The sequence below is a fragment of the Sedimenticola selenatireducens genome (assembly GCF_007625115.1).
In the GTDB taxonomy this organism is placed as follows: Bacteria; Pseudomonadota; Gammaproteobacteria; order Chromatiales; family Chromatiaceae; genus Sedimenticola; species Sedimenticola selenatireducens_A.
In genome coordinates this window covers 51918-64440 of record NZ_VMNH01000010.1, presented here as the reverse complement: position 1 = coordinate 64440, position 12523 = coordinate 51918, and the positions used below count along the sequence as shown (strand labels likewise).

The window sequence follows — 12523 nt, the reverse complement described above, 5'->3', positions numbered from 1 at the left end:
CATAACACTGACACTGCTACTACAGGGACGCCATCCTCGCAGGTTTCCGGCAGAGCGATTTAGCCCAACTCTCCATAACTGTGTTAGCCACGGGCATGGGGGCTTCCATAAAGGTAATGAAAAAATGCTCGGGCAATTCAACAATCCCTATGGAGCGAGGGCGAACCGCCATCACCTCAGGTGCCGGCAGTGCAAGTCCAAAGCAGAACAGAACATTGCGGGCATCTTGGATCTCTTCGTTTATCACCCCGTTCGGCAACTTACGGGTATGGGAGTAGTGATCGAAGGTTGCAATAAATTCAGCCGATGGATCAGCTTCTATACAGGCCTTGAAGTGATCAATGATTTCGTCTGCATTTTTGCAGTTGGTTTCTGATTTTTCAATCTCTAGCGAGAATACAGAATACTCTTCCCGCGTAAGGGACTGCTGCATGTGAGACTCCTGGGGGGACTTCCAATATCCCTGGTACTGTTAAATCGATCTTTTCCAACCTTACGATCTCATTTGCAGCCCTGCATTGAAAAATCTCAATCCAAGAGATGATATTCCTCAATTATCAGCAATAAACTCCAGGTTACGGATATCCAGGAGGTACTTATTGGGTTCAGTCTCCACCAATAGGCTCTGGCGCTTGAATTCTGCGATTGTACGACTGGTGGTCTCCGTAGTGATGCCGAGCATGGCCCCCATGTCTTCGCGTGGAAACAGCTCGCATTCACTCGTTGCCTGGTCGCGCACCAAACGTAACAGAAGGCGTGCAACACGCTGCTTGGCTGAGCCAGTAGAGAGCTCTGTTAGCCATGCATCGGCTTCTTCGAGGGCTCTTTGCCAGCGTTTCAGTAACTCATGATGCAATTTTGGATTGGTTTGAGAGAGTGCTTGTACCACGCTCACAGGCAGGCTACAGGCCTGGGTTGGTTGTAACACCACGGCATCATGTTGATAGGGTTGGCCTAGCAGGGCTTCCAGCCCCGTTACATCAGTAGAACGGATCAGACGCACTATTCGTTGTGTGCCATCTGGCAGGTATTGGATAAGCTTCAATACACCGCTACGTATCGTATACAGACGATCAGCCTTGTCCCCAGTCCGATAAAGCGTTGATCCAGCAGGCAGTGTGTAGAGGTCGATGGGTTGGTGAATCTTGTCGAAGTCGCCCTCTTCCAGTCCCGCAAACAGCACTGAATTTCGCAGCGTGCAGCTGATGCAGTCGGCAACGCCTTCCCAGGCTTCTTTGTCGGAGAGGTTTTTCATCGATTATTCTCTAAGTACGGAAAAATATCCCGGGTCTGTTACACCGGGGTCGGAGTCAATTTAAACCAGGGTATATTTTCGTATTTCAGCCTGATTCAAATCATTTGACTCCAACCTCCCCGGGTAATTCAGTTAACCAACCTTCGGCAGATGGGCCAGAGATTCTTTGATCGCCTCCTCAGGGTAATCATAGTCTTCCAGCTCGCCCGCAAAGTAGCGGTCGTAAGATGTCATGTCAAAGTGACCATGGCCTGACAGATTGAACAGCAGGGTCTTGGCTTCACCCGTCTCAGCGCAGCGCTTTGCCTCACGGATTGTGGCAGCAATGGCGTGGGTTGATTCAGGCGCGGGAACAATGCCTTCACTCTTGGCAAAGAGCACGCCAGCCTCGAAGGTTTCTATCTGTGGTACGGCTACAGCCCCTAGTAATCCTTCATTGTAGAGCTGACTGATTAAGGCTGAGTCACCGTGATAGCGGAGACCGCCTGCATGGATGCCTGGGGGCATGAAATCATGACCCAGGGTGTACATCTTCATGAGAGGAGTGAGACCGATGGCATCGCCAAAGTCATAGGCATAGGTGCCTTTGGTCAGTGTCGGGCAGGAGGTGGGTTCAACGGCGATCAATTCAATTTGCTTACCGGCCGCCTTGTCTGCAAAAAACGGGAAAGCGATACCACCAAAGTTTGATCCACCACCACAAGGCGCGAAAATCATGTCTGGATATTCACCTACCATGGCAAGCTGCTTTTTCGCCTCTTCACCGATGATTGTCTGGTGCAGCAGTACGTGATTGAGCACGGAACCCAGGGCGTAGTTTGTGTCAGGCCTGCTTGCTGCAATCTCAACTGCTTCAGAGATGGCGATGCCCAATGAGCCTTCACTGTTCGGGTCCTTGGCCAGTACAGAGCGGCCCGATTCGGTCAGGTTTGTAGGGCTGGCATGTACCTGGGCCCCCCAGGTTTTCATCATGGTACGGCGGTAGGGCTTCTGGCCATAGCTGATGTTGACCATGAAGACCTCAACTTCCAGACCAAACATCTGACCTGCTAAGGCAATTGAACAGCCCCATTGTCCTGCCCCGGTCTCGGTTGTCAGTTTCTTAATACCAGCCTGTTTGTTGTAATAGGCTTGGGCTACAGCGGTATTTGGCTTGTGTGAACCGGCCGGGCTGACGGATTCATTTTTATAGAATATCTTTGCTGGGGTATTCAGCATCTTTTCCAGGCGATGAGCCCGGTAGAGGGGAGAGGGACGCCAGAGACGTAACACTTCACGTACTTCATCTGGAATCTTGATCCAGCGTTCACCGCTCATCTCCTGTTGGATCAATGCTTCAGGGAAAATGGCCGCCAAGGCGTCAGGGCCTACCGGATTGCCATCGGGTCCCAACGGCGGGGTGGGCGGATTCGGCATATCGGCAATTACGTTGTACCAGTGAGTCGGCATCTCGGATTCTTTAAGTAGAATCTTGGTCTTCATCTCAAGGCTTCTCCCGTGTTTTTATTAGATTGATCTATATTGATAGGCTGGCCTGTTTAGCCACTCACCCAATCTTCACATATCAGGTATGTCTAATGCTACCTGTTTAGCCCTGGATTGGCCCGATTCGGTACGCTGGATGGTTTCTGCTGCAATCAAATGCAGGAAAATGCCGGTGATCACACTCCTGAATGCTAATCATCAAAGATCGGCGTTATGAAAACGTTCCTCCTGGGTTACAATCGGCACCCTTGTTGTTTTATATGAGTAGTGGGTGAAAAATGGCGCTGATCAATCTGCGCAAAATACAGCTAGGCTTTGGTGGCCCCTCGTTGCTTGATGGTCTGGATCTGGCCATAGAGCGCGGTGAACGCATCTGTCTGCTTGGACGCAATGGTGCCGGAAAATCGACCCTGATGAAACTGCTTGCAGGTGAAATCCAGGCCGATGATGGCGAGTTTTCGGTTCAGCAGGGAGCTGTCATTACACGTCTGACCCAGGAGGTTCCCGAGGGCATCGAAGGAACGGTGTTCGATGTGGTAGCTACTGGCTTGGGGGAACTGGGTGACTTGGTACGTCGCTTTCACCAGATCAGCCACCAGCTGGCCACTGAGAGCAGTGAAAAGCTGCTGGATCAGCTCTCACGGGTGCAGCATGAGTTGGAAGCAGTCGATGGTTGGCAGTCTGAACAGCGAGTTGAAACCGTCATCTCAAAACTCTCTTTAGATCCTGATCTCATCTTTTCCGCGCTCTCCGGTGGGTTGAAGCGCAGGGTATTGCTGGCGCGTGCGCTGGTACAAGCACCGGATCTCCTGTTGCTGGATGAGCCGACTAACCATTTGGACATTGCCTCCATCGACTGGCTGGAAGAGTTTCTGCTCAACTATGAAGGCACGTTGTTATTTGTAACCCATGATCGAATGTTCCTGCGTAAGCTGGCGACCCGCATTATTGAGCTGGACCGGGGTCAACTCACGGATTGGCCAGGGGACTACGAGAATTTCATGCGCCGCAAGGCCGAGATGCTCAATGCCGAAGAGAAGGCCAATGCCCGTTTTGATAAAAAGCTGGCCCAGGAGGAGGTGTGGATTCGCCAGGGGATCAAGGCCCGGAGAACCCGCAACGAAGGGCGGGTGAGGGCTCTGCAGGCGCTGCGGGCTGAGCGTGGCCAACGGCGTGAGCGCGCTGGCAATGTCAGCATGGCGCTGCAGCAGGCTGAACGTTCCGGCAAGCTGGTGGTTGAGGTAGAAGGTATCAGCTATGCCTGGGATGGTAATCCGATCGTGCGTGATTTCTCCACCACGATCATGCGGGGCGACCGTATTGGCGTTATCGGCCCTAATGGTGCTGGCAAGACGACCTTGCTCAATCTACTGCTTGGGAAACTGCAGCCAGATACGGGTACGGTCAAGCATGGCACCAAGTTGGAGGTGGCCTATTTTGATCAGCTGCGTGCCCAGCTTGATGACGAAAAGTCGGTACAGGACAATGTCGCTGACGGCAGCGACAAAGTAGAAATCAACGGCAGCAGCAAGCATGTGATCAGCTATCTGCAGGATTTCCTGTTTACCCCGGATCGGGTGCGGCAACCGGTGAAGGCGCTCTCTGGTGGTGAACGCAACCGGTTGTTATTGGCCAGACTGTTCAGCAAAAGCGCCAATGTACTGGTGATGGATGAGCCCACCAATGATCTGGATGTTGAGACTCTTGAGCTGTTGGAAGAGTTGTTGCTGGACTACAAAGGCACGCTGCTGCTGGTGAGCCATGATCGGGTATTCCTGAATAATGTCGTCACCAGCACGCTGGTATTCGAAGGTGAAGGTCGAGTTAATGAGTATGTGGGTGGTTATGACGATTGGCTTAGTCAGCGCAAAATTTCGCCCGCTGAAACACCATCCAAACCTTCAGTCGTAAGAACTGAGCCAGAAAAGCGGACACCCGTCGTAGCAAGCAGTAAACCGAAAAAGCTGAGCTATAAAGATCAGCGCGAGTTGGATACATTGCCGAAGCTGATAGAGCAGCTTGAAGGAGAGTTGGAGAAGCTGCAGATGCGTGTAGCCGATCCGGCCTTTTATAAGCGGCCCAAGGAGGATAAGGCCAAAGTGCAGCAACAGTTGCAGGAAACAGAAGCGGCACTGAATGAGGCCTACGGGAGGTGGGAGGCATTGGAGTCTTGAGGGGGGCGTTTATCGGTATTTAAAAAGTGCCAGAATGTCACGCGCATTTTTTAGAGTACCCCACTGAGTAACCTCAATCATGGAGCGATAGCATTTTCTAGGTTGACAGTGGGTGAAAACCCCAATTTTGCAAGAGTAGTAAAAATCGGTATATTAGAATAAGATTAAATAGCAATCTTTTACTCAGCGACCCGGGATGCCATTCATGCAAGATCCAACCACCCAATCTGATAATGATTTGGGGCGAGTGGAGGTCAAAACCACCACCTGCTACATGTGCGCCTGCCGCTGTGGTATCCGGGTAACGCTGCGCGATGGCGAAATTCGTCATATCGAAGGTAATCCAAAACACCCTCATAATCAGGGTGTTATATGTGCCAAGGGCTCGTCCGGCATCATGAAGCAGTACTCTCCTGCGCGGATCACCAAACCTCTATTACGTAAGCAGGACGCAGAGCGGGGCACTTCCGGTTTTGAGGAGATCTCCTGGGAGCAGGCGTTCGATATTATCACCGAGCGGTTGGCCCGCATTCGGGCAGAGGACCCCAAGAAATTTGCCCTGTTTACCGGTCGGGACCAGATGCAGGCCCTTACCGGTATGTTTGCCAAACAGTTTGGTACGCCGAACTATGCGGCCCACGGTGGGTTCTGCTCAGTCAATATGGCGGCCGGAATGATCTACACCATCGGCGGCTCCTTCTGGGAGTTTGGTGGCCCCGATCTGGAACGAGCCAAATTGTTCGTTATGATTGGTACGGCCGAGGATCATGACTCCAATCCGTTAAAGATCCATATCTCCAAGTTCAAACGCCGGGGTGGCCGTTTTATCTCCATCAATCCAATCCGTTCAGGATACTCTGCGATTGCGGACGAGTGGGTGCCTATCAAGCCAGGGACTGACGGTGCACTGATCCTGGCGATCAATCATGAGCTGATCAAGCAGGGTTTGTTTGATCGGGAGTTTTTGACCCAGTATTCCAATGCGGCTGAACTGGTAGTGGATGATCCCCGGCGGGATGATCACGGTCTGTTCAAACGCTTTGAAATGCATGTGGAAGAGGGCTGTTTCGATCCCGAGAACAAACTGTGGTGGGATCGGGACCTGGATAAAGAGATCTCTACTCATACGCCCGGCACCGAGCCACGCCTGCTGGGTGAGTTTCGTCTGGAAGATGGCACCCACGTGAAGCCTGCCTTCCAGTTGTTGAAAGATCGTTTGGAAGAGTACACGCCAGAGTGGGCTGAAGGGATTACCGGCATTCCCGCTGATACCATCCGTCGCCTGGCTCATGAGATGGGTGTAACCGCCCGTGACCAGAAGATTGAGCTGCCAATCCAGTGGACCGATAGCTGGGAGAATGAGCACGAATCGATTACCGGTAATCCGGTAGCGTTTCATGCGATGCGGGGGATTGCCGCCCACTCCAACGGTTTCCAGTCGATTCGGGCCCTGAGCATTCTGATGACCCTGCTCGGTACCATTGATCGCCCGGGGGGCTTCCGTCACAAAGCGCCCTTCCCGCGTCCCATTCCCCCTTGTCCCAAACCGCCGAATAGCCCGGATGGGGTGAAGCCTAATACACCGCTGGATGGTATGCCGCTGGGCTGGCCTTCCAAACCGGACGATCTGTTTGTTGATGAGGATGGCGAAGCGGTACGCCTGGACAAGGCGTTTTCCTGGGAGTATCCGCTCTCAGTGCATGGTCTGATGCATAACGCCATCACCAACGCCTGGCGTGGCGATCCCTATCCGATCGACACGATGTTACTGTTCATGGCGAACATGGCTTGGAACTCCTCCATGAACACGGAACAGGTACGCCATATGTTGACGGACAAGGATGAGGCGGGCGAATACAAAATTCCTTTCCTAATTGTCTGTGATGCCTTCCAGTCAGAGACTGTGGCCTTCGCTGACCTGGTGCTGCCCGATACCACCTATCTGGAACGCTATGACGCACTGTCGATGCTGGATCGTCCGATCTCAGAGTTTGACGGGCCGGTAGATTCGGTGCGCATTCCTGTAGTGCCGCCGACGGGGCAGTGCAAACCATTCCAAGAGGTACTGGTGGAGTTGGGTAGCCGCCTAAAACTACCAGCATTCGTCACTTCTACAGGTGATCGAAAGTATCGGGACTATCCAGACTTCATCACCAATTATGAGACCTCCCCCGGTTCTGGTATTGGCTTTCTGGCCGGCTGGCGCGGCAAGGGTGGGGAGAAGTTCCTCAAGGGTGAACCTAATCCACGGCAGTGGGAGATGTATCAGAAGAACGACTGTTACTACCATTACAAGCTGCCCAAGTCCTACCAGTATATGCGTAACTGGAATAAGGGTTATCTGCACTGGGCGAGAAATCACGGCATGATCCGCTATGCCGAGCCGATCACAATTCATCTCTATTCCGAGGTGTTGCAGAAGTTCAGGTTGGCTGCACAGGGCAAGGGTAAAGGTCGTAAACCGCCCGAGCGGCTGCGCAAACGCATCGAGATGCACTTTGATCCGCTGCCCTTCTACAGTGAACCGTTGCTGTCTCGTTTGGTGGATACCCATGAGTATCCACTGAATGCGCTGACCCAGCGGCCCATGGCGATGTATCACTCCTGGGATTCACAAAATGTCTGGCTGCGGCAGATCCATACCCACAACTACCTGTTCGTCAATCCGATCGTGGCCCATGCCAAAGGAATTGATGACGGTGACTGGATCTGGGTGGAGTCACCCACGGGTAAAGTACGCTGCATGTGCCGCTATTCCGAGGCCGTGGAGCCGGGTACCGTCTGGACCTGGAATGCAATAGGAAAAGCCGCAGGTGCTTGGGGGCTGTCACCCAAGGCCAACGAGTCACAAAAGGGATTTTTGTTGAATCATCTGATTCCGGAAGAACTGCCCCCTTGTGAATCGGGCGATCATCTCTCCAATTCTGATCCGGTTACCGGTCAGGCGGCCTGGTTTGATGTGCGGGTAAAGATTTACAAGGCAGGTCCGGCAGAGCCGGCTCAGACGTCACCGCAGTTCATTGCGCAGAAATCGTTGCCGGGACAGAAGACCTATCGTGGACGCTGGCGCTCATTCTTTGCGGGCAAGATAGGCAAGTCAAAAGGGAGCAAGCTATGACCCAATTGGCCTTGGTTATTGATCTGAATGTCTGCGTCGGTTGTCACGCCTGTGTCACCAGTTGTAAGGAGTGGAACAGCTCGGGCTGGGCCGGTCCGCTGCCTGACGAGCGACCCTATGATGCTGACCCGAGCGGGGTCTTTTTTAACCGCGTGCAGACCTTTGAAGTGGGTTGTTTCCCTAATACGGAAACCGTTCATTTCCCCAAGTCTTGTCTGCATTGTGAAGACCCGCCTTGTGTGCCGGTCTGTCCTACAGGCGCCAGCTACAAGCGTGAAGATAATGGCATTGTTTTAGTGGATTATGATAAGTGCATCGGCTGCAAGTATTGTGCATGGGCCTGTCCTTACGGTGCCCGCGAGATCGATGCGAAAAACAAGGTGATGAAAAAGTGTACGTTGTGTGTTGATCGCGTCACTGATGAAAGCCTGCCTGAATCTGAACGCAAACCGGCCTGTGTACTGGCTTGTCCGACTTCTGCACGTATCTTTGGCGATATTCACGATCCTGATTCAGCCGCATCGGTGGCGATTCGCGAGCAGGGAGGCTATCAACTGCAACCCGAGTGGGGTACGCAGCCTGCCAATCACTATCTGCCACGGCGTAGAAGTCAGATGCAGATCCATGAGGATGAGTTGATCCGGGCGGATAACCCGCTGCGTAAGGAAGAGGTCGAAATGCCAATCGAACAGGGCGATACCCTGGACGATGTGGCTTGGTAAGCGCCCATGGCGTCACGTGTAGGTTGGGGTGAGTGGAACGAACCCCAACGAATCCGGGTCTGCTCAACGCCATGTTGGGGTTCGCAGGCTCACCCAACCTACAATTTGCGAGCTGTTAGAAGAGCTGTTTAGTAATAGGATTAAACGATGCATCCGGCATTTTCAGTGATATTTTTAACTACTCTTATTGGCATTGGTCAAGGACTGTTCCTGGCCCTCTATACCGGACAGGTGTATGCGCTCGCCAACCTTATTCCTGTGCAGGAGAGTCTTGGTTTTTATGCCATTGGCAGTCTGGTTGCGCTTTTGTTTCTAGTGTTGGGATTAATCTCATCGGTGTTTCATCTCGGACGACCAGAACGCGCTTGGCGTGCAGTTACCATGTGGCGTACTTCATGGCTTTCCCGAGAAGTGATTGTGTTACCGCTGTTTATGTTTCTGGTGTTTCTCTATGGTGTTATTCATTTCTATGGTTGGACCCAGCCGTTATTTACAGTGGCCGACACCCTTGCGGTTGATCTAAGTTTAATCATTGGCTTTATGGCGAGTATTGCTGCATTTGCGCTGTTTGTCTGTACGGCGATGATCTATGCCAGCCTCAAGTTTTTGCAGGAGTGGCACACGCCGCTGACCGTGCTTAACTATACGTTACTTGGACTTGCATCAGGGTTCATGTTTGCTGCTGCTTTTTCGGCCTATGTAAGTCTGGGTCTGGTTTCATTGTTTGGTACTTGGGCTGTCATCTTTACTTTGCTCGGCGCAATCTCCCGTGCTGCATCGTTGGTGCGCAATCGGAACTTGCGTGACAAGTATGGTTTGCGTACCGCTATTGGTGTACGTCATCCGACACTGAAACAGCTGAGTCAGGGTTTTATGGGTGGGGCATTTAATACCAGAGAATTCTTCCATGGTCGGACTCCAGCTGCACTGCGACTCATTAAGGTGTTTTTCATGCTGGCGGTTTTCCCGCTGCCAATCGCACTTCTGGCCACGGCGTATATCCTGGAGTCGTCGTCACTGCCTATTGCGGCGTTTGCGTTGCAGTACCTTGGACTTATTGCTGAGCGTTGGTACTTCTTTGCAGAGGCCAAGCATCCGCAAAATATTTATTACCAGTCGATGGCGTAAGCCATGCGATGATAATTTTAAAATCTGGATGTGATGGTATAGCACCAGATCGGAGTATCAGTAGGAGAAGGATATGAATATTTTGAAAGCAGCCATTGCGGCTCTAATGTTCGTAGGATTGGCCCCTTTGGCCAAGGCTGATGTGGCGGTGTTGATTCACGGCTACCTCGGCAGTGCTTCCTCTTGGGAGACCAGTGGTGTCAATGCGGTACTGGTAGAGAAAGGCTGGAAGCGTGCAGGTATTCTGCGTGCAGATCCTTATGGTGTCGAACTCATTCCCGTTGTAGGCGATGACGGTAACAATACGTTGTATCAAGTTGAGTTGCCTTCGTTGGCACCCATGATGATTCAGGCCGATCTGCTACAAGCGATGTTGCAACAGATCTCAAAGTTACATCCAGATGAACCGGTGACGCTCGTTGCTCACTCAGCAGGCGGTATTGTCGCGCGTATCGCCTTAGTAAGAGGCGGAGTGACGCATGCGAAGCGTCTGATAACCGTCGCTTCTCCTCATGTGGGCACCGGTCGTGCGATACAGGCATTAGAGACGACAGATGTGCCGTATCCTTTCTGTTTGGTGCAGAACTTTTTTAGCGGTGGAAAAACGCGTGTATTACGTGAGTCACGGGGCGCCTTGATTGATCTCGTTCCTGCACGACCCGGTACCCTGTTGTTTTGGCTGAACAGTCAGAAGCATCCGGATATTGCTTACCACTCAATTATTCGTACAGGGCCAGTTGGTATGGGTGATGAATTGGTTCCTGTCTTTAGTCAGGATATGAACAGCATTCAGGCTATTCAAGGTAAATCTCACGTCACTGTTGTAAACAGTAGTCATATCCTGAACATGCAGGATGGCGTGGAAATAGCGCGTATATTGAGTCACAATTAGTTTAATTAGTCGGCATACAAGCTCGGTGGTAATGTGGTTTGTATGCCGATATACGACGATCTGTTTGATGTTGACCTCATCTCAGTTAATCTTCATTTCTGATACTGCTACCTTGTTACCAGGCGATCTATAAACTATCTTTTTAGTTAATGAGGCGGTCACCTGAGAGTAGGGCTATGGGCAATGTCGCTGATTTTTCTAAGTATAAAGCTCGGCGGGATTTTACGCATAATCTGGTGAGTAAAGGCTGGGTCCCTGACCGGGTTGATCAGATAACTGCGGATGGCGTATCAATCTATATCTATGATGACCATACCCGGTTGTTGCTTTTCTCGAATGTGCAGCAATCGAATCTGCAGGAAATCATCCAGCGTGTACGTCGTGCAGAAGGAGAAAATATACTCACTGTAGCCGAGAAGTTGAGTGCGCTGATATCTGATTTCGCTGTGCTTCCTCCCTTTCAAGGTGATAGACGTCTCTCCGTTATTGCACAAATGGCAGTCTGGTTCGCCGGATTCTCACTGTCACTCATTAATTCTCATGCATTGGAACATGAATCACTGGTGATCTTCAGGTTAGTCGATTTAGAACACCATGAAAGCACATTTCATCTTGCTCATTTGGCGTGGCCAGACGTTATGGATAGAATGCGCGTTGAGTCTCGCCTCGCCAGAATGGCCAAGTCGTTACGAAAGGATTTGCTCGGCAGTAACTAAATGCAGGAAGTGTTAGCGGTGTCTATTATTGGGATTGTAACCAAAGTCTATCGGCATCAGTAATAGTAACCACAGGGTTTTCGCCTGCCATTCGTCTTTCGGCCCACTTAATAAACCGGTTATCCAGCTGTGTAAGCTTGTTCAGTGATTTGAAATCCATGCTCAGGTAATCCCCCTCACCATTTATGACAATGTGCTCTGTTTTATCATCATGCAGTGTCGAGATGGTTATGCTTTGCCAGTCGATAATATAACCCGCTTGCTTCGCACGCTTAATATGGGTGAGAAATAATCTTAGGTCTTGAACAAGCGTCTCACAAAATTGCTGTTTCGCTTCACGCTGGTCCAGCGTACGGAAAATAAATATGAATCCATCAGGCGTTTCATAACGTGCACCCTGTCTATGCATTAGATGCCAGGTGCCGGTAGAAAATTTCTCAGCGGCTATAGGCTCTTCAACAGGCGTTTCGCGATAGACACTACAGTCGTGCAGGAGACAAAAACCTTCGACAATATTTTGTTCCATAAGATTGGCTTTGGCTATTTCAGGCCCACTCAACACGACTGGGTTATCATTGATGTACAACACGGCCGGGCCTGATGGAGTGGTGATGAGGTCGAATTTATTCTGGTAACTCATCGTATTTTGTAGAGTGATCAGCTGGTCGATAAAGCTACGTAATCCTCGTCTCCAACGCGCCAGTTTCAGCTGTGCTTCCTTCTTTTGTGGTTGTTCACTGTGACTCTCTTGGTAACTGCTCTCATAGACAGCGATGACCTCTTTAAGCGCAAGGGTGGCGAAATCATAAAGCTCTAACTGGTTTGCTTTTGAGAGATCAGTAGTCAGTGTCTGAAATACTCCCTTTGGCTTATTGAAACTAGTGATCTCTGATCCAGCATGGCTTGGTTGTACGCATGCAAGGAGAGCGATCACTGCAGATGAGCACATAAGGTGGGTGTATTTGCCCGTTAAAAACATAGTATGAAGCTTAGTCGTTTATGATGTACCAGTATAGAGTATCTACCGTCAGAG

At 51.1% G+C, this 12523-nt stretch carries 10 protein-coding genes; 6 read left to right on the top strand and 4 right to left on the bottom strand.

Annotated elements, in window-relative coordinates; all coding sequences use genetic code 11:
- Positions 1 to 19: 19 nt before the first annotated feature.
- From FHP88_RS10285 to FHP88_RS10275, 3 genes are all read right to left on the bottom strand, one after another.
- Complete coding sequence (locus tag FHP88_RS10285; protein WP_144358958.1) at positions 20 to 433, bottom strand: DUF6858 family protein; 414 nt, start codon at positions 431 to 433, stop codon at positions 20 to 22.
- Between the two features lie 117 nt (positions 434 to 550).
- A complete protein-coding gene (locus tag FHP88_RS10280; protein WP_144358957.1) occupies positions 551 to 1255 on the bottom strand; it encodes a Crp/Fnr family transcriptional regulator in 705 nt (234 codons plus the stop codon).
- Positions 1256 to 1387: 132 nt separating this feature from the next.
- Complete coding sequence (locus tag FHP88_RS10275) at positions 1388 to 2737, bottom strand: TrpB-like pyridoxal phosphate-dependent enzyme (RefSeq protein WP_144358956.1); 1350 nt, start codon at positions 2735 to 2737, stop codon at positions 1388 to 1390.
- A 281-nt stretch (positions 2738 to 3018) separates the two neighbouring features.
- On the opposite strand from FHP88_RS10275, the gene FHP88_RS10270 reads away from it, so the two are divergent.
- From FHP88_RS10270 to FHP88_RS10245, 6 genes are all read left to right on the top strand, one after another.
- On the top strand, positions 3019 to 4914 hold the full coding sequence (locus FHP88_RS10270; RefSeq protein ID WP_144358955.1) for an ATP-binding cassette domain-containing protein: 1896 nt from the start codon (positions 3019 to 3021) through the stop codon (positions 4912 to 4914).
- Between the two features lie 205 nt (positions 4915 to 5119).
- Positions 5120 to 8032 (top strand): sulfite dehydrogenase subunit SoeA, encoded by a 2913-nt coding sequence (gene soeA, locus FHP88_RS10265; RefSeq protein ID WP_144358954.1) that lies wholly within the window; start codon positions 5120 to 5122, stop codon positions 8030 to 8032.
- Entirely contained in the window at positions 8029 to 8754 is a 726-nt protein-coding gene (locus FHP88_RS10260) for a 4Fe-4S dicluster domain-containing protein (RefSeq protein ID WP_144358953.1), read from the top strand. The genes soeA and FHP88_RS10260 overlap by 4 nt, the downstream gene beginning before the upstream one ends.
- 147 nt (positions 8755 to 8901) lie before the next feature.
- On the top strand, positions 8902 to 9882 hold the full coding sequence (locus FHP88_RS10255) for a dimethyl sulfoxide reductase anchor subunit family protein (RefSeq protein ID WP_144358952.1): 981 nt from the start codon (positions 8902 to 8904) through the stop codon (positions 9880 to 9882).
- 73 nt (positions 9883 to 9955) lie between these two features.
- On the top strand, positions 9956 to 10774 hold the full coding sequence (locus FHP88_RS10250; protein WP_144358951.1) for a lipase family alpha/beta hydrolase: 819 nt from the start codon (positions 9956 to 9958) through the stop codon (positions 10772 to 10774).
- Positions 10775 to 10950: 176 nt separating this feature from the next.
- A complete protein-coding gene (locus tag FHP88_RS10245; protein WP_186297683.1) occupies positions 10951 to 11490 on the top strand; it encodes a hypothetical protein in 540 nt (179 codons plus the stop codon).
- Positions 11491 to 11515: 25 nt separating this feature from the next.
- Here the strand turns inward: FHP88_RS10245 and FHP88_RS10240 are convergent, their stop codons facing one another.
- The gene (locus FHP88_RS10240; RefSeq protein ID WP_144358949.1) at positions 11516 to 12469 is read right to left on the bottom strand and encodes a hypothetical protein; all 954 of its coding nucleotides are present in this window, start codon (positions 12467 to 12469) and stop codon (positions 11516 to 11518) included.
- Positions 12470 to 12523: the final 54 nt, after the last annotated feature.